General features: G+C 64.6%; 15 protein-coding genes and 3 tRNA genes. All 18 read left to right on the forward strand.

What is annotated here, in order from left to right:
- Positions 1 to 104 precede the first annotated feature (104 nt).
- The 18 genes from IFT75_RS01265 to IFT75_RS01350 all read left to right on the forward strand — a co-directional run bounded on the left by IFT75_RS01265 (position 105) and on the right by IFT75_RS01350 (position 22,070).
- On the forward strand, positions 105 to 4,400 hold the full coding sequence (locus tag IFT75_RS01265) for an NEL-type E3 ubiquitin ligase domain-containing protein (protein WP_192052918.1): 4,296 nt from the start codon (positions 105 to 107) through the stop codon (positions 4,398 to 4,400).
- 21 nt (positions 4,401 to 4,421) lie between these two features.
- Positions 4,422 to 5,915: a polyphosphate:AMP phosphotransferase gene (gene pap, locus IFT75_RS01270; RefSeq protein WP_192052920.1), complete on the forward strand. Its 1,494-nt coding sequence runs from the start codon at positions 4,422 to 4,424 to the stop codon at positions 5,913 to 5,915.
- A 512-nt stretch (positions 5,916 to 6,427) separates the two neighbouring features.
- Positions 6,428 to 7,435 (forward strand): aspartate-semialdehyde dehydrogenase, encoded by a 1,008-nt coding sequence (locus tag IFT75_RS01275; RefSeq protein WP_192052922.1) that lies wholly within the window; start codon positions 6,428 to 6,430, stop codon positions 7,433 to 7,435.
- A gap of 112 nt (positions 7,436 to 7,547) precedes the next feature.
- Positions 7,548 to 10,037 (forward strand): FimV family protein, encoded by a 2,490-nt coding sequence (locus tag IFT75_RS01280; protein ID WP_192052924.1) that lies wholly within the window; start codon positions 7,548 to 7,550, stop codon positions 10,035 to 10,037.
- 156 nt (positions 10,038 to 10,193) lie between these two features.
- Positions 10,194 to 11,066, forward strand: coding sequence for a tRNA pseudouridine(38-40) synthase TruA (truA, locus tag IFT75_RS01285; RefSeq protein WP_192052926.1), 873 nt, complete (start codon positions 10,194 to 10,196; stop codon positions 11,064 to 11,066).
- A gap of 39 nt (positions 11,067 to 11,105) precedes the next feature.
- Positions 11,106 to 11,732 (forward strand): phosphoribosylanthranilate isomerase, encoded by a 627-nt coding sequence (locus IFT75_RS01290; RefSeq protein ID WP_192052928.1) that lies wholly within the window; start codon positions 11,106 to 11,108, stop codon positions 11,730 to 11,732.
- Positions 11,733 to 11,896: 164 nt separating this feature from the next.
- Positions 11,897 to 12,817, forward strand: a complete 921-nt coding sequence (gene accD / locus IFT75_RS01295; RefSeq protein WP_122476414.1) for an acetyl-CoA carboxylase, carboxyltransferase subunit beta — start codon at positions 11,897 to 11,899, stop codon at positions 12,815 to 12,817.
- On the forward strand, positions 12,814 to 14,121 hold the full coding sequence (gene folC / locus IFT75_RS01300; RefSeq protein WP_192052930.1) for a bifunctional tetrahydrofolate synthase/dihydrofolate synthase: 1,308 nt from the start codon (positions 12,814 to 12,816) through the stop codon (positions 14,119 to 14,121). The genes accD and folC overlap by 4 nt, the downstream gene beginning before the upstream one ends.
- A complete protein-coding gene (locus IFT75_RS01305; protein WP_185794319.1) occupies positions 14,105 to 14,746 on the forward strand; it encodes an SPOR domain-containing protein in 642 nt (213 codons plus the stop codon). The genes folC and IFT75_RS01305 overlap by 17 nt, the downstream gene beginning before the upstream one ends.
- Positions 14,747 to 14,926: 180 nt before the next feature.
- Positions 14,927 to 15,484, forward strand: a complete 558-nt coding sequence (locus tag IFT75_RS01310; RefSeq protein WP_122476408.1) for a CvpA family protein — start codon at positions 14,927 to 14,929, stop codon at positions 15,482 to 15,484.
- Positions 15,485 to 15,525: 41 nt separating this feature from the next.
- Complete coding sequence (purF, locus tag IFT75_RS01315) at positions 15,526 to 17,031, forward strand: amidophosphoribosyltransferase (protein WP_122476407.1); 1,506 nt, start codon at positions 15,526 to 15,528, stop codon at positions 17,029 to 17,031.
- Between the two features lie 14 nt (positions 17,032 to 17,045).
- A complete protein-coding gene (locus IFT75_RS01320; protein WP_192052932.1) occupies positions 17,046 to 18,257 on the forward strand; it encodes an O-succinylhomoserine sulfhydrylase in 1,212 nt (403 codons plus the stop codon).
- Positions 18,258 to 18,475: 218 nt separating this feature from the next.
- Positions 18,476 to 18,551: transfer RNA gene (locus IFT75_RS01325), tRNA-Val, on the forward strand.
- Positions 18,552 to 18,619: 68 nt separating this feature from the next.
- Positions 18,620 to 18,696 (forward strand) — tRNA-Asp (locus IFT75_RS01330).
- Between the two features lie 93 nt (positions 18,697 to 18,789).
- A tRNA-Asp gene (locus IFT75_RS01335) sits at positions 18,790 to 18,866 on the forward strand.
- 130 nt (positions 18,867 to 18,996) lie between these two features.
- Positions 18,997 to 19,191, forward strand: a complete 195-nt coding sequence (locus tag IFT75_RS01340) for a DUF1289 domain-containing protein (RefSeq protein ID WP_122476402.1) — start codon at positions 18,997 to 18,999, stop codon at positions 19,189 to 19,191.
- A 112-nt stretch (positions 19,192 to 19,303) separates the two neighbouring features.
- Positions 19,304 to 20,533: a 23S rRNA pseudouridine(2605) synthase RluB gene (gene rluB, locus IFT75_RS01345; protein ID WP_122476400.1), complete on the forward strand. Its 1,230-nt coding sequence runs from the start codon at positions 19,304 to 19,306 to the stop codon at positions 20,531 to 20,533.
- A gap of 163 nt (positions 20,534 to 20,696) precedes the next feature.
- Entirely contained in the window at positions 20,697 to 22,070 is a 1,374-nt protein-coding gene (locus IFT75_RS01350; RefSeq protein ID WP_185794323.1) for an amino acid permease, read from the forward strand.

Raw genomic sequence — 22,070 nt, forward strand, 5'->3', positions numbered from 1 at the left:
TGCGCAGCGGCGGCCACTGCGGTCTGCAGGTGGTTATTAATGCAGCCTCTGGCGGCTGTGGCGCGGGCTACCGTGCGCGCTCCCCTTTCGGCAAGGAGCCGATCATGCACGCGATCTACCCCCCAATGAGCCAGGGCGGCACCGCCCGGGACCGCCGCCATGCGCGCATCGTCGCGCAGCGGTTGCCGACCTGGCTGAGCCAGGCCAGCCCGGCGATGCGCCAGGCGTTGAGCGCCAGTCAGAATGAAAGCCACGCCGCCAAGCGCGCCCTCGCCCCTGTACTGGCCGGGCTGCGCGACGTCACCGAGTTCTGTGCCGACCTGGTCGGGCAGGAGATCCGCAGGCAGTTCCAGCTCGACATCGATCCGCGGAGCTATGTGCTGGTGCGCGCCATGCACAACGTCGGCATGGGCTTCAGTCATCGCTGGGCGATTGAACAGAACCTGCTGGTTGCCGCCATGCAGAATTTCGAAGCGAACCTGAGCTTTGCGCCGGGTTCGATGGTGCTGCCAAGCGGCGGTGTCGAATACTTCACTGCCGGCAAAGACATCGACTTTCGCGCCCGCCAGGAAAAACCGGCAATCGCCCTCGACCCCCAGCGATTCGCCACTGCCTGCCGGCGCCTGGACCTGGGCCAGCGCTACCAGGCTCACCTGGACACAGTGTTCAAGCCCGACGGCCAACCCGAGCGGGTGGCGGCGCTGTTCAAACGCAATGACCAGGCCCATCTCGCAGTGCTGGCCCATATTGCCCGCTTGCGCGGCGATGTCGAGGAAGACGGCTATCGTCTGTTGCTGCAGGTTGCCCAAGCGGCTCCCCCGACCTGGGCGGGCAGCGCGGTGCGCTATCACTGGCTGCGCCTGCTGGGCAGCGCCGATTTCGCTGCCGTGGCGTTGTATGGCGTGCAACTGATCGAATCGACCGTCGACGGTCGCTGTATGGTGCTGATGCCCGGCGAACCCGACCACCCGATCAAGCAATACCCTTCGTTCCAGGCCTTCGCCGAACGCCTGGGAGAAAAACTCCAGCGGCCCGATTTCCAGCGATATGTCTGCTCGATGGTGGGCGAGAAGTTCGCTGCGCCGTTCGACCAGCGTCTGCAGCAGCGGATTGCCGGCTCCGGTGGCGCTTGGCTGAAGCGATTGAACCTGGAAAAGCGTGCGGTGGTCGGTGACCTGTTCGACCTGCAACATAATGATCGCGTGCTCAAGACCTACCAGGATGCTCGAGTGATGGCGGTGCCGACCGCCGACGAAGACGCCATCATCCGGGAGCGTGAACGCCGGCGTTATCTGGACGCCGGAACGACCCTGCTCAATATCGCCGGCCTGCTGGTCCCGGCGTTGGGTGCGGCCATGCTGACCTGCGCTGCGGCCCAGCTGTTGCAGGAAGTGTTCAGTGGCGTCGACGATTGGCGCCAGGGCGATGATCATGCCGCCTTCGGCCATGCCATGAGCGTGGTCGAAAATCTGGCGACCATGGCGGTGTTCGCCGGCGCGGTGCAGGCGGGCCGCAGCTGGGTCGCGCCCAGAGTGCCTGCCGTTGCCGCCGATACCCAGCTGGCGGAACTGCTCCCGGTGACGCTCGCCGATGGCCGCGAGCACCTGTGGCGTCCCAACCTCGACGACTACGTTGCTGCCCAGGGCCTGCCTGCCGACCTGCTGCCCGATACCGATCGGCTCTATCACGACGAAGCACGTGACAGCGTGGTCATCGACGGGCGCGTGCATGACCTTCGCTTCGACGATCGGTACCAGCGGTGGCGCATTACCCATCCGCGCGACGCGAATGCCTACCTGCCACTGATCGAGGAAACGGGTGCCGGTTGGCGGCTGGCCGCCGAGCAGCAACCCGAGGTGTCCGGCACCACCCTGCGTGACCGCCTGGGCTGGCGGCTGTCGGGCATGGAGTCACAGGATATCCATCGGGCGCTGGCCAGCACCGGGTTGCCGCCCACCTTTCTGGACGCGGTCTATGCCCAGGCCGACAAACCCACTGCCTTGCTGGTCGATGCCCTGCAACGTTTTGCCCTGCACCGCCAGGTGCAACGCGCCGGGCTTGCGGACACTGCCGCGCAGGTACGTTTCGAACAGCTCTACGACGCCACGCATTTTGGCAGCGGTCCGGCCACCCAGCTCATTTGCAGGGATTTTCCCGCCTTGAGCGTCGCCGCAGCCGAGGAGGTATTGCTCGGCGTGGCGCCTGGCGAACAGGCGCGAATGCTGGTCAATCGACGCATTCCCCTGAAGTCGAGTGAGCGCGCGCGTGCCTATCAGCAGTGCCAACGGCTCAATCGCGCCTTCGAAGGCCTGTGCTTCGGCACCGCGCAGTCGCTGGACAGCCTCGAGCTGGAACGGGCCATCAAGCAGGTGCTGGGCGACACCGCGTCGGCCGATGCGGTGCGTGACTACGCCTTCGCTCACCGCGATGCCTGTGCACGCTGGCTGGGCCAGACCCCTTTGCCGGAAAGCTTCAGGGCACCGATGCGCGACGGCTACGGGCGCGTGGGTTACCCCATGAGCGGAAGGCGAGAGGTGGTCCTGTCGCGACGGGTGCTGGTGGCACGCATTCGCGGCCTCTATCCGGGCACCAGCGAGCCCGCTGCCCGCGAACTGCTGGGACTGTACGAACAAGCCGGCATGAGCCGCGCCGACATCATGCTGGGGCTGGACAACCTGGCCTCCGAGCGTTCGCAGATGCACGCTCAGCTGCAAGCGTGGGCGCACCGACCGGCCCCGGCCAACCTGCCGGCCCGCTACAACGCCAGCAGAGGCGACCTGATGCATTACCGTGCCGACGTCACGGCGCGTCTGGACATCGCCTGGCGCCGTCAGCTGCCTTCCGAACGTGCGGCCAACGGACACCACTATCATCTGAACCTGACCTACGCGCCGCTGCTGGATTTTCCCGGCCTGAACGCCGATCTGCGCTTCGTCACGCACCTGAACCTGACCGGCAGCACGGTGGACGCGCCGGCACTGACCAACTTGCTGGCCAGCTTTTCGCAGCTGCGCAGCCTGACCCTGCGTGAGTGCAACCTGGGCCAGTTGCCCGAAGCGGTCGATCGTCTGACACAGCTGACCGAACTGGACCTGACGCTCTGCAACCTGACCCTGGACCAGGCGCTGCTCGACCGCCTGGGACGTCTGCCGGACCTGACCCTGTTGAGCCTGAGCGGCAATCTTCCAGGGCCGATAGCCACTTCCAGCGGTTTCTCCAGGCTGCAGCAACTCAATCTCGCCGGTCTGGTGCTGCCCAGCTGGCCACAGTGGGCTTCGCGGCTGCCCGCGCTGCGGACCCTGAACCTGTACCGCACCCGGCTGCGCCATATTCCCGACTCGGTGTTCACCGAGATGAGCCAAGGGCAGGGTGTGGACGTTTTCATGGATCGCAACAGGCTGGATGACTTCAGCTTGAGGCAGCTGGATAGCCCCAGGCCGCACCGGCGTTTTCAGTTCTTCGCCCATCGGACCAACGATGTGCACCCGGCAAGGGCCGGCCGCCCGCTGGTCGATGTGTGGCTGCAGGGTGCCAGCGAGGTGGAGCGACGCCATCGCGCACAGTTGTGGCAGGGGCTGGTCGATGAAGACGGCTCCGAGGCCTTCACCCGCTTGATCGACAATCTGCGTCACACACCGGATTACACCCGCAGTCCAACCGAACTGACCCGGCGCGTCTGGAATGTCGTTGCCGGTGCATCGGCCAATCGCCAGTTGCGTCAACGCCTGTACACCATGGCCCACGGGTTGGACACCTGCGTGGATGGAGAGCGGTTGATGTTCAGTGATATGGAAGTGCATGTGCTCCAGCATTACGCCTTGCAGGGCGCAACCTGGGCCCAGCGTGGCGAACGCCTGTACGAGCTGGCCCGTGGACTGTTCCGGCTCGACCGGCTGGAGGTCATTGCCCGGCGCATCATTGCCGAGCGTCGGCGCCTGGGTGTGAGCGTCGACGAGGCAGAAGTGCGCATGGCGCTGCGGACCTATCTGGCCCGTCGCCTGGCCTTGCCCGGCCAGCCGCAGAGCATGGCCTATGCCGCCACGGCCGGTATCGGCGTCGACATCTACGACGCCGCACAGGCCGAGGTGCTGCAGGCCGAAGCCGCACCGGACTTCGCCGCGTTCATGATCCGCCAGGCATTCTGGACCGACTACCTGCGTGAACGCCATGCGAGCACACTGGAACGAGGTCTGGCGTCGTTCGCCGAGGAATTGAGCGTCCTCGACGAACGCCAGGAACCCGGCAGCAGCGGCGATTACCTGCGGCGCGCCAATGACATCGCCCGACGTCGCCAGGGTGCCGAGAACGCCTTGCTGGCCGAACTAACCCTGCTCGAGCGGGTCGGCTTCAGTAGCGATACGCAAAGCACCACCTCGCCCAGCGAGGCTCGCTCAAGCTAACCGAAGAGGAATGCCTGCCCCATGTTCGAATCCGCCGAAATTGGTCACGCCATCGACAAGGACACTTACGAGGCGCGTCTGCCTGCCCTGCGCGAAGCGCTGCTGGAAGCCCAGTACGAGCTCAAGGAGCAAGCGCGTTTTCCGGTGATCGTGTTGATCAACGGCGTCGAAGGGGCGGGCAAGGGCGAGACGGTCAAGTTGCTCAACGAGTGGATGGACCCGCGCCTGATCGAGGTGCGCACCTTCGATGAAAAGACCGACGAGGAACTGGCGCGACCACCAGCCTGGCGCTACTGGCGCCAATTGCCGGCCAAGGGCCGCATGGGGGTGTTCTTCGGCAACTGGTACAGCCAGATGATTCAGGATCGGGTGCATGGCGACATCAAGGATGGCCGTCTGGAGCAGGCCATCAACGGCGCGCAGCGTTTGGAGCGCATGCTCTGCGACGAAGGTGCGCTGATCTTCAAGTTCTGGTTTCACCTGTCCAAGCAGCAGATGAAGGCGCGGCTCAAGTCATTGCGTGACGATCCGTTGCACAGCTGGCGGATCAGCCCGCTGGACTGGCAGCAGTCCAGGACCTATGACCGCTTCGTGCGCTTCGGCGAACGCGTGGTGCGGCGCACCAGTCGCGACTACGCGCCGTGGCACGTGATCGAAGGTGTGGATGCCAACTACCGCAGCCTGGCGGTCGGGCAGATTCTGCTCGAAGGGTTGCAGGCAGCGCTGAAGGCGCCCACCGAGCCAGTGCGCAAAGTCGTGGCGAGCATCAGTGAAAGCATCGACAAACGCAGCCTGATCGGCAGCCTGGATTTGAGCCGGCATCTGGAAAAGGACGATTACGAACGCCAGTTGATTGCCGAGCAGGCTCGCCTGGCAGGCCTGATGCGCGACAAGCGCATGCGCCGCCACGCCCTGGTGGCGGTGTTCGAAGGCAACGATGCGGCGGGCAAGGGAGGAGCGATCAAGCGTGTCGCCGCTGCGCTCGACCCGCGTCAATACCACATCGTGCCGATTGCCGCGCCGACCCAGGACGAACTCGCCCAGCCCTATCTGTGGCGCTTTTGGCGGCAATTGCCGGCGCGGGGCAAGTTCACCGTGTTCGACCGCTCCTGGTACGGTCGCGTGTTGGTCGAGCGGATCGAAGGCTTTTGCAGTCCGGCCGACTGGATGCGCGCCTATGGCGAGATCAACGACTTCGAAGAGCAACTGACCGATGCCGGTGTGGTGCTGGTCAAGTTCTGGCTGGCGATCAATGAGCAGACCCAGTTGAAACGGTTCAAAGAGCGCGAGCAGATTCCGTTCAAGCGTTTCAAGATCACCGAAGACGACTGGCGCAACCGCGAAAAGTGGGGTGCCTATCGCGACGCCGTGGGCGACATGGTCGATCGCACCAGCAGCGAAGTGGCACCGTGGACCTTGGTCGAGGCCAACGACAAGCGCTGGGCGCGAGTCAAGGTACTGCGCACCATCAACGATGCGCTGGAAGCCGCCTTCAAGAAGGACAAGAAGGACTGAGCCATCGCGGCCGCTTCCTTCGCGGCCGATGACCGCTCCTACGCAGGTTACGAGGTTGTCCGTAGGAGCGGTCTGTGGCCGCGAAGGGCGCGCCGCGGTGGGTCAGGGGCACCGCGGCGCCTGTTTCGCGGCCGATGACCGCTCCTACGCAGGTTACGAGGTTGTCCGTAGGAGCGGTCCGTGGCCGCGAAGGGCGCACGGCGGTGGGTCAGGGGCACCGCGGCGCCTGTTTCGCGGCCGATGACCGCTCCTGCGCAGGTTACGAGGTTGTCCGTAGGAGCGGTCCGTGGCCGCGAAGGGCGCACCGCGGTGGGTCAGGGGCACCGCGGCGCCTGTTTCGCGGCCGATGACCGCTCCTGCGCAGGTTGCGAGGTTGTCCGTAGGAGCGGTCCGTGGCCGCGAAGGGCGCACGGCGGTGGGTCAGGGGCACCGCGGCGCCTGTCTGCTGCGAGGACAGCGCGGCCGATAACCGATAAAGTGCGCGCCTTGTTCATTTCCCAAGGACCCTGCCCATGCCCAAGACTTTCGACATCGCCGTGATCGGCGCCACCGGGACGGTTGGCGAAACCCTCGTGCAGGTTCTCGAAGAGCGCGATTTCCCGGTGGGTGCGCTGCACCTGTTGGCAAGCAGCGAATCGGCCGGTGCGTCGGTGGCCTTTCGCGGCAAGAACGTGCGGGTGCGTGAAGTCGATCAGTTCGATTTCAGTCTGGTCAAGCTGGTGTTCTTCGCCGCCGGCCCTGCGGTGACGCGCAGCTTGGCGCCGCGTGCTACGGCGGCCGGTTGCACGGTCATCGATCTGTCGGCCGGCCTGCCGGCGTCCCAGGCTCCCAATGTGGTCCCGGAAGCCAATGCCGCCGTGCTGAGCGATCTGCCGCTGCCCGTGCAAGTCGCCAGCCCCAGCGCTGCCGCCACTGCGCTGGCCGTGATCCTGGCACCCTTGCGCGCCGTGCTGGATCTGCAGCAGGTGCACGTGACCGCCTGCCTGGCCGTGTCGGCCCTGGGCCGCGAGGCTGTCAGCGAACTGGCCCGGCAAACGGCCGAGCTGCTCAATGTGCGTCCGCTGGAACCGCAGTTCTTCGACCGCCAGATCGCCTTCAACCTGCTGGCGCAGGTCGGTACGCCCGATGCGCAGGGCCATGTGCCGCTGGAGCGGCGGCTGGTCGACGAACTGCGCGAGCTGCTTGGCATGCCTGCGCTGAAAATTTCGGTGACCTGCGTGCAGGCGCCGGTGTTCTTCGGCGACAGCTACAGCATCGCGCTGCAGACCGGCTCGACGCTGGACCTTGCGGCCATCAACCAGGCCCTGGCCATGGCGCCCGGGATCGAAACGGTGGAAGACGACTACCCTACAGCAGTGGGCGATGCGGTAGGCCAGGACGTGGTGTACGTGGGTCGTGTACGCACCGGTATCGACGATCCCCAGGCGCTGAGCCTGTGGGCCACGGTGGACAACGTGCGCAAGGGCGCCGCCTTGAATGCGGTACAAGTGGCCGAGTTGTTGATTAAAGGTCATGGCTAAAAGATACTTGCCGACAATTTGCAGACAGTTCGCCCGTTTTGCCCAGCTGTTCGCATGCGACAGCGCAAGCTTCTTCTCGCTTGCCGAGGAATGTTCAGACAAGGATTAGGCCATGGTTCAAGTTCGCAAACTGGTGTTAGCAATGGCTGCCGCTTCGGCGCTGTCCTCCGGTATCGCCAACGCCCTGGAGCTGGGTGAGTTGACCCTCAGGTCCGCGGTGAACCAGCCCCTGCTCGCCGAGATAGAACTGCTCGATGTGCGCGGCCTCACTGCCGCCGAGGTGCAGCCAGTGCTGGCCCCGGCCGAGGAATTCAGCAAGGCGGGCGTCGAGCGCCAGGCTTTCCTCGACAGCCTGCGCTTCACGCCGGTGATCAACGCCAGTGGCCGCAGCGTCATCCGCGTGACCTCGACGCAACCCTTGTCGGCGCCCTTGGTGAAATTCCTGGTCCAGGTCAATTTCCCCAGCGGCCGTCTGCTGCGCGACTACAGCATGCTGCTCGATCCCGCGCAGTTTGCCCCGCAGGCGGCCCAGGCGGCGCAGAATGCACCGCAGCCGGCGCTGAGCGCTCCCGCCGCCAGTGCCAACCAGGCGTCCTACACCACGGGTTCGCGTGACACCCTGTGGGAGATCGCTGCGCGCAATCGTCAGGGCAGCTCGGTCCAGCAAGCCATGCTGGCCATCCAGGCGCTCAACCCCGACGCGTTTCTCGACGGCAACATCAACCGTCTCAAGACCGGCCAGGTCCTGCGCATGCCGGACGCCCAGCAGACCGCGGCCACCGCGCCGGGCCCAGCCGTGGCTGAAGTCGCGCGGCAGAATGCTGCCTGGCGCGAAGGCCGTCGCCTCGGTCCGCGGGCGCAGCAGGTCGATGCCACGCGCCGCGGCAACGGTGCTCCGGCGCCGGCCGCCGCGCCGCCGCAAGATAACCTCAGCCTGGTGTCAGGCGCCAGCGAGGCCAACGGCCCGGCGGGCGATGCCAGGGCCCTCGACCAGAAACTCGCGGTGACTCAGGAAGCCCTGGACTCCACGCGCCGTGACAACGAAGAATTGCGCAGCCGTAACGCCGACCTGCAGAGCCAGCTCGACAAGTTGCAGAAACTGATTCAGCTCAAGAACGACCAACTGGCCAAGATGCAGGCAGCGGGCGCCGATGTACCGGTGCCGGCCGAAGCGTTGGCGCCGGCGCAGGCGCTGGCCCCTGCGGAAGCCGACGGCGAGCCTGCCGAGGGCGATTCCGACGCCCCGGTCAACGCCGCGCTGGTTCCGGCACCGGCGGTACCCGGTGCCACCGAGCAGGTCAATCCCGACGCTGCCGCCAGTACGCCGGCCTTGCCTCAGGGCGAGCCGCTGGATGCGACCACCGACCCCGCCGACGACGCGGTTGCCGAGCAGCCCAGCGACAATTCGACCCTGCTGATGGTGGTGGGTGCCAGTGCCCTTGCAGCGCTTCTCTTGCTGCTGTTGCTGCTGGCCCGCCGCCGCAAGGCGCAGCAGGAGGCCGAGAAGCACATGCGCATGGCCCGCGCGCTGGCCGAAGAGCCCGATCACGGCCCGGATCTCGACTTACCGCCCAACAGCTTCGAAGGACTGGAGCGCCCGGCGGCGACCGTGCACCTGACCCCGGCCATGGTGGCCGCCTCGGTAGCGGGCGCCAGGGCCAGTGCCGCACCGGCTACCTTCGCCGAGGCGCCCGCGCCGACCGTGCTGCCCACGCCGCCGCTGCGCCCCAGCATCGACACCGATGAAGGGCTGTTCGCCGAAGTGGAGCAGAGCATTGCTCGCGGCCGCCTCAATCATGCTGCCGAACTGCTGGAAGCGGCAACCGAGCGCGAGCCCAAGCGCAGCGATCTGCGCCTGAAATTGATGGAAGTGTATGGCCTGCAAGGTGATCGTGATGGCTTCGTCGGCCAGGAGCGGCAGTTGATTGCCACCGGCCAGAACCATGCCGACGTCGAGCGTCTGAAAGCGCGCTTCCCTGCCATGCTGGGCGTTGCCGCCGCCGCTGCCGGTGCAGCCGCCGCGGCAGCGCAGATGGACGCCGAGTACGTCAAGCAGTTGCTGCACGACGAGCCGGGGTCCGCCGACTCGCTGGACGGCACCTTCGATACCGATTTCGACCTCAACCTGGACGACACCCCGGACCCCGCGCCGACGGCAGGCGCGGACATCGACTTCGACACCTTGCTGGCCGAGCAGAAAGCTGCGGCGGGCAATTCGACCGACGAACCCGAGACGACGTTGCCGGAAGATTTCGATCTGTCGTTGGCCGATGACGCCGAGGAGCCACAGGCACCCGAATCGCGCCTGAACGAGATCAATGCCGAACTGGAAAAACTCTCCGACGGTTTTGCCCGCACACCCATGGCCGAGCCGTTCGCCGTGCCCCCCAAGCCTGAAGACCTCCCGCCGATCGAAGGCGAAGACGATTTCGACTACCTCGACGGGGGGGACGAGGCTGGCACCAAGCTTGACCTGGCCCGTGCCTACATCGAGATGGGTGACAACGACGGCGCCCGCGACATTCTCGGTGAAGTGCTCAAGGAAGGCAGCACCGGGCAGCAGGATGAGGCGCGCGAGATGCTTGGGCGCATCAGTCGGTAACGCGGTGCAGCGGTCGCCGTCCGACCCCCAAACCTGCTCCCACATCTGTACATCGAGGCCCTTTTTGTGGGAGCGGGCTCTGCCCGCGAAGGCAGCGCCGCAATTCCATGATCCGGTATAATCGCCGCCATCGCTCAACCAACAGGCTGCAACTTCGTGCAAAACATCGACAACGCGGTCGCCGAATCGGCGGCCGACGGCTTCTATCGCATTGCCTTGGGCGTTGAATACAAAGGTTCGCGCTACCGCGGCTGGCAACGCCAGGCCTCCGGCGTGCGCACCGTACAGGAAACCCTCGAAGACGCCCTGGGCAAGGTTGCCGCTTCGCCCGTCTCGCTGATGTGCGCCGGTCGTACGGACGCGGGTGTCCACGCCTGCGGCCAGGTGGTGCATTTCGATACCCAGGCCGAGCGCAGCATGAAAGCCTGGGTCATGGGTGCCAACATCAATCTGCCCCATGATGTCAGTGTCACCTGGGCGAAGATCATGCCGCCCACCTTTCATGCGCGTTTCAAGGCCATCGCCCGCCGCTACCGCTACGTCATCTACAACGACCAGATCCGACCCGCCCATCTGGGCGAGGAAATCACCTGGAATCACCGTCCGCTGGATGTCACCCGCATGGCCGCCGCCGCCCAGGCGCTGGTCGGTACCCATGACTTCAGTGCCTTCCGCGCCGGCCAGTGCCAGGCCAAGTCGCCGATCAAGCAACTGCATCACCTGCGGGTCACCCAGCACGGCAAGATGATCGTCATCGACGTGCGCGCCAATGCCTTCCTGCACCACATGGTGCGCAACATCGCCGGTGTGCTGATGACCATCGGCACGGGCGAGCGCCCTGTGGAATGGGCCGCCGAAGTGTTGCAAAGCCGGGTACGCCGAACCGGCGGGGTCACGGCCCATCCTTTCGGGCTGTACCTGGTGCAAGTCGAGTACCGCGATGAGTTCCCACTGCCCGAGCGCTATATCGGTCCGCACTTCCTGACCGGGTTCGACACACTGGCTGACGTCGCCGACAGCATTTGCTAACATCCGCCGTTCCCCAGCCAAGTCGAGGTACTCGCCGACATGTCAGCCGTTCGCAGCAAAATCTGCGGTATTACCCGCATAGAGGATGCTCTGGCCGCTGCGCACGCGGGTGCCGATGCGATTGGGTTGGTGTTCTATGCCAAAAGCCCCCGGGCGGTGAACGTGCAACAGGCACGCGCGATCATCGCCGCGCTGCCGCCGTTCGTGACCACCACCGGCCTGTTCGTCAATGCCAGTCGGTGCGAACTGGGTGAAATCCTCGACGCCGTGCCGCTGGACCTGCTGCAATTCCATGGCGACGAAACGCCGGAAGAATGCGAGGGCTACCACCGTCCCTACATCAAGGCATTGCGCGTGCGCGCCGGCGATGATCTGCAGGCGGCCTGCCGGGCCTATCGCAACGCCAGCGGCATTCTGCTCGACACCTACGTGGCCGGCGTGCCGGGCGGCACCGGTGAAGCCTTCGACTGGTCGCTGGTGCCCGCGGACCTGGACAAGCCCATCGTGCTGGCAGGTGGGCTTCACGCCGGCAACGTCGCCCAGGCCGTCGCTCAGGTCAAACCCTGGGCGGTGGATGTGAGTGGCGGGGTGGAGTCGAGCAAGGGCATCAAGGACCATCGCAAAATCGACGCTTTCCTCAAAGCGGTGCGTGGGAGCAGCATGTGACGGCAGGCAGCTCGGCACCGTCCATACGTTTCGCGAAACGCGCGGCACGCAGGTGTGCAGCCTGCGCCACGCTCGCCCACGTATTCGTTTCATATCTGAACACGCTCAAGAGCATGCACGGGACCTGGCCAGGCCAGCAGTCCCCGGTACTGGAGAAATAAAGCATGAGCAACTGGTTGGTAGACAAGCTGATCCCTTCGATCATGCGATCGGAAGTGAAGAAAAGCTCGGTGCCCGAAGGCCTGTGGCACAAGTGTCCGTCCTGCGAAGCAGTGCTGTACCGTCCGGAGCTGGAGAAGACCCTCGACGTCTGTCCCAAGTGCAACCACCACATGCGCATCGGTGCACGTGCGCGTCTGAACATCTTCCTCGACGAAGATGGCCGCGCCGAGCTGGGTGCCGATCTGGAACCGGTCGATCGCCTGAAGTTTCGTGATGGCAAGAAGTACAAGGATCGCCTGACTGCAGCGCAGAAGCAGACGGGCGAAAAGGATGCGCTGATCTCCATGAGCGGCACCTTGCTGGGCATGCCCGTGGTGGCCAGCGCCTTCGAATTCTCGTTCATGGGTGGCTCCATGGGTGCCATCGTCGGCGAGCGCTTCGTGCGTGCCGCCAACTACGCCCTGGAAAACCGTTGCCCGATGATCTGCTTTGCCGCCTCCGGTGGTGCGCGCATGCAGGAAGCGCTGATTTCGCTGATGCAGATGGCCAAGACCTCAGCAGTCCTGGCGCGTTTGCGCGAAGAAGGCATTCCGTTCATCTCGGTGCTGACCGATCCGGTCTACGGCGGCGTTTCCGCCAGCCTGGCGATGCTCGGTGACGTGATCGTCGCCGAGCCCAAGGCGCTGATCGGTTTTGCCGGCCCGCGGGTGATCGAGCAGACCGTGCGCGAAAAACTTCCGGAAGGCTTCCAGCGCAGCGAATTCCTCATCGAGCACGGTGCGATCGACATGATCATTTCGCGCCAGGAACTGCGCCCGCGCCTGGGCAGCCTGCTGGCCCAGTTCATGGGCCTGCCGACGCCCACCTACGTGGCCGCCCCGATCGAGCCCATTGTGGTTCCACCGGCGCCCGCCAACGTATGACCGAGCGCAGCCTGAGCCAGTGGCTCGCCTATCTGGAGCAGCTGCACCCTTCGGGCATCGACATGGGCCTGGACCGTTGCCGCGAAGTCGCGCAGCGCCTGGGCCTGGGCAAGCCAGCCGAGCGTGTGGTCACGGTGACCGGGACCAACGGCAAGGGGTCGACCTGCGCGTTCATCGCGGCGCTGATGCAGGATCGCGATCTGAAAGTGGGGGTCTACGCCTCGCCGCATCTGCTGCGCTACAACGAACGAGTGCTGATCGACGGCCAGCAGGCCACCGATGCCCAGTTGTGCCAGGCGTTCACCGCCGTGGAAGCGGCGCGCGGCGCCACTACCCTGACCTATTTCGAGATGGGCACTCTGGCCGCGCTCTGGCTGTTCCAGCGCGCCGAGCTCGATGCCGTGGTGCTGGAAGTGGGCCTGGGCGGTCGGCTCGATGCGGTCAACCTGGTGGATGCCGATGTGGCCGTGGTCACCAGCATCGGTCTGGACCATGCCGAGTACCTGGGGGATACCCGCGAGTCGGTGGCGTTCGAAAAGGCCGGCATCCTGCGCGCTGGCGTGCCGGCACTGTGTGGCGATATCGACCCTCCGCAGCCATTGCTCGAGCAGGTTGCCACGTTGGGTTGCCCGTTCTATCTGCGCGGCCGCGACTACGACTTCACCGCGCAAGGCGATCACTGGTCGTGGCGCGGGGTGGATGTCGAAGGCTACCCGGTCGAGCTGCTGTCGTTGCCATTGCCCAGCCTGCCGCTGGAAAACGCCGCGCTGGCCCTGCAGGCCTACGTGGCACTCGATCTGCCGCGTGACGCTGCACGTATGGGTTGGGCGCTGGCGCACACCCGCGTGGCCGGCCGCCTGGACCGTCACCGGGTGAGTTACGCCGGCAAGCCGGTCGAAATTCTTCTCGACGTGGGCCACAACCCGCACGCCGCTCGCTTTCTGGCCGAGCGTCTGGCGCGTCAGCCTCTTGCGGGCCGGCGTCTGGCCGTGTTCGGCCTGCTCGCCGACAAGGATCTGGTCGGGGTGATCGAGCCGCTGACAGCGGTCATCGCGCACTGGGCAGTCGCACCACTGAAAACACCGCGCAGTCGTCCGGCCGCCGAACTCGACGCCGCGCTCCTGAACCTTGGCGCTGCCACGACGTCTCATGGCAGCCTCGCCGATGCGCTCGAAGCGCAGTGCGAAGCCGCAGGCGAGGGTGACGAGATTCTGGTGTTCGGCTCGTTCCACTGTGTCGCCCAGGCCCTGAAATGGATGTATGGCAACGTAGAACGGGAGAACGTGGATGGCATTGCCCAATAAGGTGTTCAAGCAGCGCATGATCGGCGCCCTGGTGCTGATCGCGCTGGCGGTGATTTTCCTGCCGATGCTGTTTTCGCGCGAGGATCAAACCGTGCGCCAGGTTCAGGTGCAAGCCCCGGCAGCGCCGCAGGCCCCGGCCGCGCCTCAGGTGCAGGTCGAGCCGGTTGCCGTGCCTGAGCCACAGATCATCGAGACGGAGCCGGTTCCAGCGCAGGCCGCGACGCAGGCTGCCCCGCCTAGCCAGCCGATCCAGTCGGTGCCTGCCGCGCCTGCCACACCTGCCAAGAAGCCGGTGGAATCGGTGCAGCCTTCCGCGCCCATCGCTGCGGCCAAGGTGCCACCGGTCGCCAAGACGGACACCGGCAGCAAGATCGACCCCAATGGGCTGCCGGTCAGCTGGTCGGTGCAATTGGCCAGCCTGTCCAACCGCGCCGGTGCCGACACCTTGCAGAAGAGCCTGCGTGCGCAGGGTTACAACGCCTACGTGCGTACGGCCGATGGCAAGAACCGGGTGTTCGTCGGTCCACTGGTCGAGCGCGCCGAGGCCGAGCGCCTGCGTGACGTGATCAACCGCCAGCAGAAGCTGCAGGGGTTCGTGGTCCGTTTCGAGCCCGAGCGCGGCTGAGTCTTCGTCAGGCGTGGAACCGTGGCGCTCCCTTCGCGGCCGCTGACCGCTCCTACGGGAAGCTGTAGGAGCGGTCAGCGGCCGCGAAGGGGCGCGCTGCGGTGCAGGCGACAATCGCCGCTTACTCCCGCGCCCGCGCTCTGCTAAAATGCGCCGCCTTATCCGTATGCAGGCCGCACCGTGGCATTTACCTGGGTCGACTGGGCGATCATCGCGATCATCGCCATCTCCGCACTGATCAGCTTGACACGCGGCTTCGTCAAGGAAGCCCTGTCGCTGGTCACGTGGATAGTCGCAGGTGGCGTGGCCTGGCTGTTCGGTGGTTCCCTCGCCGGTTATTTCGAAAACTACATCCAGACCCCATCCGCGCGTGTCATTGCCGGGTGTGCCGTACTGTTCGTGGCCACCCTGCTGGTCGGCGCCATGGTCAACTACCTGATCGGCGAACTCATTCGCGTCACCGGGCTGTCGGGCACCGACCGCTTCCTGGGCATGGTCTTCGGCGCCGCGCGCGGTGGCCTGCTGGTGGTGGTGGCCGCCGGGCTGATGAGCCTGGGGCCCGTTCAACAGGATTCGTGGTGGCAGGAATCACGGCTCCTGCCGCAATTTCTTTTGGTTGCTGACTGGTCGAAAAACCTCATTCTGGGGATGTCCAGCCAGTGGCTCGCCAGCGGAATCAGCGCACCGGCTGACATTCCGTTCAAGGAACACCTCTTGCCGGCCAACAAGGCGCAGTGAGTGGTGCTCAGTTCAGATTCATTAAGTAGGGGTTGCGTCGCATGTGTGGCATCGTCGGTATCGTCGGTAAGTCGAACGTCAATCAAGCGCTGTATGACGCGCTAACGGTCCTCCAACACCGCGGCCAGGATGCTGCCGGTATCGTTACCAGTAGCGATGGCAAGTTGTTCCTGCGCAAGGACAACGGGCTGGTACGGGACGTTTTCCAGCAGCGCCATATGCAGCGGCTGGTCGGGCACATGGGCATTGGCCATGTGCGCTATCCCACGGCGGGCAGCTCGACCTCGGCCGAGGCCCAGCCGTTCTACGTCAACTCGCCCTATGGCATCACCCTGGCGCACAACGGCAACCTGACCAACGTCGAGCAGCTGGCCAAGGAAATCTACGAATCGGACCTGCGTCACGTCAACACCAGCTCGGACTCCGAGGTGCTGCTCAACGTGTTCGCCCACGAACTGGCCGTGCGCGGCAAGCTGCAGCCTACCGAGGAAGACGTGTTCGCCGCCGTCACCGACGTGCACAAGCGCTGCACCGGTGGCTACGCAGTGGTGGCCATGATCACCGGCTACGGCATCGTCGGTTTCCGTGACCCGCACGCGATCCGTCCGATCGTGTTCGGCCAGCGCCACACCGACGAAGGCGTGGAATACATGATCGCCTCCGAAAGCGTGTCCCTGGACGTGCTCGGCTTCACCCTGATCCGCGACCTGGCGCCGGGCGAGGCGGTGTACATCACCGAAGACGGCAAACTGCACACTCGCCAGTGCGCACCCAACCCCCAGTACGCACCTTGCATCTTCGAGCACGTGTACCTGGCCCGCCCTGACTCGATCATCGACGGTATCTCGGTGTACAAGGCACGCCTGCGCATGGGCGAGAAGCTGGCCGACAAGATTTTGCGCGAACGCCCGGAACACGACATCGACGTGGTCATCCCGATTCCGGACACCAGCCGCACCGCGGCCCTGGAGCTGGCCAACCACCTGGGCGTGAAGTTTCGCGAAGGCTTCGTCAAGAATCGCTACATCGGTCGTACCTTCATCATGCCCGGCCAGGCCGCGCGCAAGAAATCGGTACGTCAGAAGCTCAATGCCATCGAGCTGGAGTTCCGCGGCAAGAACGTGATGCTGGTGGACGATTCGATCGTGCGCGGCACGACGTGCAAGCAGATCATCCAGATGGCCCGCGAAGCCGGCGCCAAGAACGTCTATTTCTGCTCGGCTGCTCCAGCCGTGCGCTACCCGAACGTCTACGGCATCGACATGCCGAGTGCGCATGAGTTGATCGCGCACAACCGCAGCACCCAGGAAGTGGCCGATCTGATTGGTGCCGACTGGCTGATCTACCAGGACCTGCCCGACCTGATCGATGCGGTCGGTGGTGGCAAGGTCAAGATCGAGAACTTCGACTGCGCGGTGTTCGACGGCAAGTACGTCACCGGCGATATCGACGCGTTCTATCTGAACAAGATCGAGCAGGCGCGCAACGACTCCAACAAGAGCAAGTCGCATGCGGTCAGCGCGATCATAGACCTCTACAACAACTGAATGGGAGCAACGGCATGACACAGGAATGGGATGCCGGGCGACTGGATAGCGATCTCGAAGGGGTGTCGTTCGACACCCTGGCGGTTCGCGCCGGCCAGCACCGCACGCCGGAAGGCGAACACAGTGATCCGCTGTTCTTCACTTCCAGCTATGTTTTCCGTACTGCGGCCGATGCCGCGGCGCGTTTTGCCGGCGAAGTGCCGGGCAATGTCTACTCGCGCTACACCAACCCCACCGTGCGCTCCTTCGAAGAGCGCCTGGCCGCCCTGGAAGGCGCCGAACAGGCGGTCGGCTTCGCCACGGGCATGGCGGCGATCACTGCCGTGGTCATGAGCCTGTGCAGCGCGGGCGACCACGTGCTGGTGTCGCAGAGCGTGTTCGGCTCGACCATCAGCCTGTTCGAGAAGTACTTCAAGCGCTTCGGCATCGAAGTGGACTACGTGCCGTTGGCCGACGTCAGCGGCTGGGAACGGGCCATCAAGGCCAATACCAGGCTGCTGTTCGTCGAGTCGCCATCCAACCCGTTGGCCGAGTTGGTCGACATCACGGCCTTGAGCGCCGTGGCCCAGGCCAAGGGCGCCATGCTGGTGGTCGACAACTGCTTCAGCACGCCGGCGCTGCAGCAGCCGCTGGCGTTGGGTGCCGACATCGTCGTGCACTCGGCGACCAAGTTCATCGACGGTCAGGGTCGTTGCATGGGCGGCGCCGTGTGCGGTAGCAGCAAGGAAATGAACGAGGTGCTGGGTTACCTGCGCACCGCTGGCTCTACCTTGAGCCCGTTCAACGCCTGGATATTTCTCAAGGGTCTGGAAACCCTGAACCTGCGCATGCGTGCCCATTGCGCGAGCGCGCAGGTGCTGGCCGAGTGGCTGGAAGCGCAGGAGGGCATCGAGAAGGTGCATTACTCGGGCCTGCCGAGCCACCCCCAGCATGAACTGGCCAAGCGTCAGACCAAAGGCTTCGGCGCCGTGGTCAGTTTCGAGGTCAAGGGAGGCAAGGAGGGCGCCTGGCGCTTCATCGATGCAACCCGCCTGATCTCGATCACCGCCAACCTGGGTGACAGCAAGACCACCATCACCCACCCGGCGACCACGTCGCACGGGCGCCTGTCGCCCGCCGAACGCGAAGCGGCAGGGATTCGCGACAGCTTGATCCGGGTGGCGGTAGGCCTGGAAGACGTTGGCGACCTGCAGGCCGATCTGGCGCGCGGGCTGGCTGCGTTGTAAGCGCTGAAGGCCTCTTCGCGGGCAGAGGGCTCGCCGCCCGCCTCGCTCCCACACAAACCCAGTTCATCTGAGGATCCTGTGGGAGCGGGCTCTGCCCGCGAAGAGGCCCGCAAGGTTTCACAAGCTCTGACATCTAACACCTTTTTCAAAAAAACTTCATACAGGGTATTGACTTAGGTTCGCTACCTGCGTAAATTTCGCGGCCTCAGCGAAGCAAAGGGTGATTAGCTCAGCCGGGAGAGCATCTGCCTTACAAGCAGAGGGTCGGCGGTTCGATCCCGTCATCACCCACCATTTCGTTAGAATGCAGCTGAGAACGCAACGAAGAGCAACACGTGCTGAAACAAGAGAGCACACACTGCGCAGCGGTAGTTCAGTCGGTTAGAATACCGGCCTGTCACGCCGGGGGTCGCGGGTTCGAGTCCCGTCCGCTGCGCCATTTTATACACTGATTCGGTTCACCGGGTCAGCGATCGAGAACCTCGAAGTTCTGGGTCAACAGGTTTCAAACGGACGCAAGTCCGAGCGATACGCAGCGGTAGTTCAGTCGGTTAGAATACCGGCCTGTCACGCCGGGGGTCGCGGGTTCGAGTCCCGTCCGCTGCGCCATACAAAGCTTCGAGGCCCTTGAACTCCTTGAGGCAAACAAAGGAAGCGACCTTCGGGTCGCTTTTTTTGTGGGCGCGATTTGGCTGGGCTGTTGTCCAAACGTTTCGGCCATCCTCGAGTACCGTTATTCATGAGCAGCAAGAACCCCTGTATCAGCGTCTGCAAGTTCACTGACGAGACGTGTATTGCCTGTGGCCGCACCAAGCCTGAGTGCAAGGCCTGGAAGAAGATGGACAAGGACGAGCGGCGCGACGTGAACGCGCAGGCAGTGCAGCGTCTGAAAGACATGAAAGGCACCGCCAAGCGGAAAAAGAAGAAAGCCTGAAAAAATCGGCTAGCCTTTGATGCGCAGGCGCCGTGTTGCGCGTATCATTCGCGGCCCTCCGGCGCGCCTGCGCCGAGCAGCATTCAATTCGACCCACCGGGAGGTGCTTACGATGAAAGATCTCGATCAGCAAGACGGCAGCCAGGAAATCGGCCCTGCCGGCGAAAAACTGCAGAAAGTATTGGCCCGTATCGGCGTGGGTTCGCGCCGAGACGTCGAGGCGTGGATCAGCGAAGGCCGAATCAAGGTCAACGCCAAGGTCGCGACCCTCGGCCAGCGCGTCGACCTGCACGACGCCATCACCGTCGATGGCAAGGTGATCAAGCGCGAGGAAGCCTCGGAAACCGTGCGCCGCGTGATCATCTACAACAAGCCCGACGGCGAAATCTGCACCCGCGACGACCCCGAAGGCCGCCCGACCGTATTCGACCGCCTGCCGCGCCCGCGCGAAGGCCGCTGGATCAACGTCGGCCGCCTGGACATCAACACCACCGGGCTGCTGATGTTCACCACCGACGGCGAGTTGGCCAACCGCCTGATGCATCCCTCGTTCGAAATGGACCGTGAGTACGCGGTGCGCGTACGCGGCGAAGTCGACGACGACATGCTGCTGCGCCTCAAGAACGGCGTCATCCTGGAAGACGGGCCCGCTCGCTTCACCGATATCCAGCAGGCACCGGGTGGCGAAGGCTTCAACCACTGGTACCACTGCGTGGTGATGGAAGGCCGCAACCGCGAAGTGCGTCGCCTGTGGGAATCCCAGGGGTTGGTGGTCAGCCGCCTGAAGCGCGTGCGCTTCGGTCCGGTATTCCTCAACTCCGACCTGCCGATGGGTCGTTGGCGCGAGCTGACCCAGGGTGAAGTCGATACCCTGAGCGCCGAAGTCGGCCTGACCGCCGTGGCCATGCCGTCGATGACCACCAAGACCAAGGACAAGCTGGAGCGCATGCAGCGCAAATCCTCGCGCCCGATGGGCCGCGGCGAGCGCGTGCGCACCTTGCGTCCTGCCCAGGACGGCGCGCCGTCCACCGACCAACGCCCGGCTCGCCAGCCGCGCGGCGATTCGGCGCCGTCCGGCGAGCAGCGTCCAGCCCGTCAGCCCCGCGGTGATTCGGCTCCGGCTGCGCGCAAGGACAGCGGTCGTGGCAGTGCCGTGGCCGAGCGTCCGGCGGACATGAACAAGCGTCCAGCCAGGCCTGCCGGCAAGCCGGGCGCCAAGCCCGCTGCAAAGCGTCCGGGCATCAAGCTGGTGGACGACGCGCCGTCGGGCAACCGTCGCGGCCCGGCCGCTGGCACCGGTCAGCGCCCAGGCTTTGGCCGTCGCAAGCCCAAGCCTGAGTAAGGACAACTGATGTCCACGTGCGCCAACCTTCCAGGGTTGGCGTTTTTTTATGGGGTGTCGGTGGGGGCCTCTTCGCGGGCAGAGACCCGCTCCCACAAGGTTTGCCTGCGGCGGACCATTGCACTCTTGATACCTCGAACGTCGAAGAAGTGACTGCTCCCTGATGACTGAACAAAACCAGCTCAAGCGTGGGCTGAAGAATCGCCACATCCAACTGATCGCTCTGGGCGGTGCCATCGGTACCGGGCTGTTCCTGGGTTCGGCAGGCGTGCTCAAGTCCGCCGGCCCGTCGATGATCCTGGGCTATGCCATCTGCGGCTTCATTGCCTTCCTGATCATGCGTCAGCTGGGCGAAATGATCGTCGAGGAACCGGTTGCCGGTTCTTTCAGTCACTTCGCCCACAGCTACTGGGGCCGGTTTCCCGGTTTTCTGTCCGGCTGGAACTGCTGGGTGCTGTACATCCTGGTAGGCATGTCCGAACTCACTGCCGTCGGTAAGTACGTGCACTACTGGTGGCCGGAAATACCTACTTGGGTGTCCGCCGCAGTGTTCTTCCTGATGATCAATGCCATCAACCTGACCAACGTCAAGGTGTTCGGCGAAACCGAGTTCTGGTTCGCCATCATCAAGGTCGCGGCGATCGTCGGCATGATTGCCCTGGGCAGCTATCTGCTGGTCAGCGGTGACGGCGGTCCTCAGGCCAGTGTCAGCAACCTCTGGGCCCACGGTGGTTTCTTTCCCAACGGTGTAGGCGGGTTGGTCATGGCCCTGGCGATCATCATGTTCTCCTTCGGTGGCCTGGAAATGCTCGGCTTTACGGCGGCCGAGGCCGACAGCCCGAAGACGGTGATTCCCAAGGCCATCAATCAGGTGATCTACCGCATTCTGATCTTCTACATCGGCGCGCTGGTGGTGCTGTTGTCGCTGACGCCGTGGGACGGTCTGCTGGCCAGCCTGAATGCCTCGGGCGATGCCTACAGCGGCAGCCCGTTCGTGCAGGTGTTCTCGATGCTGGGCAGCGACACGGCTGCCCACGTGCTCAACTTCGTGGTACTGACCGCAGCCTTGTCGGTGTACAACAGCGGCACCTACTGCAACAGCCGCATGCTGCTGGGCATGGCCGAGCAGGGCGACGCGCCGCGTGCACTGGCCAAGGTGGATGGCCGTGGCGTGCCGGTTCGGGCGCTGCTGGTGTCGGCGGCGATCACGCTGGTGGCCGTGGCATTGAACTACTTCGTGCCGCAGCAGGCGCTCGAGCTGTTGATGTCGTTGGTGGTGGCGACCCTGGTGATCAACTGGGCGATGATCAGCTACTCGCACCTCAAGTTTCGCCAGCACTTGCAGCGCCAGGGCCAGGTGCCGCTGTTCAAGGCGTTGTGGTATCCGTACGGCAACTACCTGTGCCTGGCGTTCGTGGCGTTCATCCTGATCATCATGCTGATGATTCCCGGCATCCGCGTGTCGGTGTATGCCATTCCTCTGTGGATCGGCGGGATGTACCTGTGTTATCGCCTCAAGTCGAACCCCTCGTCCTGA

Source organism: Pseudomonas sp. CFBP 8758 (assembly GCF_014841725.1).
Taxonomy (GTDB): domain Bacteria; phylum Pseudomonadota; class Gammaproteobacteria; order Pseudomonadales; family Pseudomonadaceae; genus Aquipseudomonas; species Aquipseudomonas baltica.

Coding starts and splice junctions, on each gene's coding strand:
- IFT75_RS01265 (WP_192052918.1), top strand. CDS start 105: ATGCACGCGATCTACCCCCCAATGAGCCAGGGCGGCACCGCCCGGGAC.
- pap (WP_192052920.1), top strand. CDS start 4,422: ATGTTCGAATCCGCCGAAATTGGTCACGCCATCGACAAGGACACTTAC.
- IFT75_RS01275 (WP_192052922.1), top strand. CDS start 6,428: ATGCCCAAGACTTTCGACATCGCCGTGATCGGCGCCACCGGGACGGTT.
- IFT75_RS01280 (WP_192052924.1), top strand. CDS start 7,548: ATGGTTCAAGTTCGCAAACTGGTGTTAGCAATGGCTGCCGCTTCGGCG.
- IFT75_RS01290 (WP_192052928.1), top strand. CDS start 11,106: ATGTCAGCCGTTCGCAGCAAAATCTGCGGTATTACCCGCATAGAGGAT.
- accD (WP_122476414.1), top strand. CDS start 11,897: ATGAGCAACTGGTTGGTAGACAAGCTGATCCCTTCGATCATGCGATCG.
- folC (WP_192052930.1), top strand. CDS start 12,814: ATGACCGAGCGCAGCCTGAGCCAGTGGCTCGCCTATCTGGAGCAGCTG.
- IFT75_RS01305 (WP_185794319.1), top strand. CDS start 14,105: ATGGCATTGCCCAATAAGGTGTTCAAGCAGCGCATGATCGGCGCCCTG.
- purF (WP_122476407.1), top strand. CDS start 15,526: ATGTGTGGCATCGTCGGTATCGTCGGTAAGTCGAACGTCAATCAAGCG.
- IFT75_RS01320 (WP_192052932.1), top strand. CDS start 17,046: ATGACACAGGAATGGGATGCCGGGCGACTGGATAGCGATCTCGAAGGG.
- IFT75_RS01340 (WP_122476402.1), top strand. CDS start 18,997: ATGAGCAGCAAGAACCCCTGTATCAGCGTCTGCAAGTTCACTGACGAG.
- rluB (WP_122476400.1), top strand. CDS start 19,304: ATGAAAGATCTCGATCAGCAAGACGGCAGCCAGGAAATCGGCCCTGCC.
- IFT75_RS01350 (WP_185794323.1), top strand. CDS start 20,697: ATGACTGAACAAAACCAGCTCAAGCGTGGGCTGAAGAATCGCCACATC.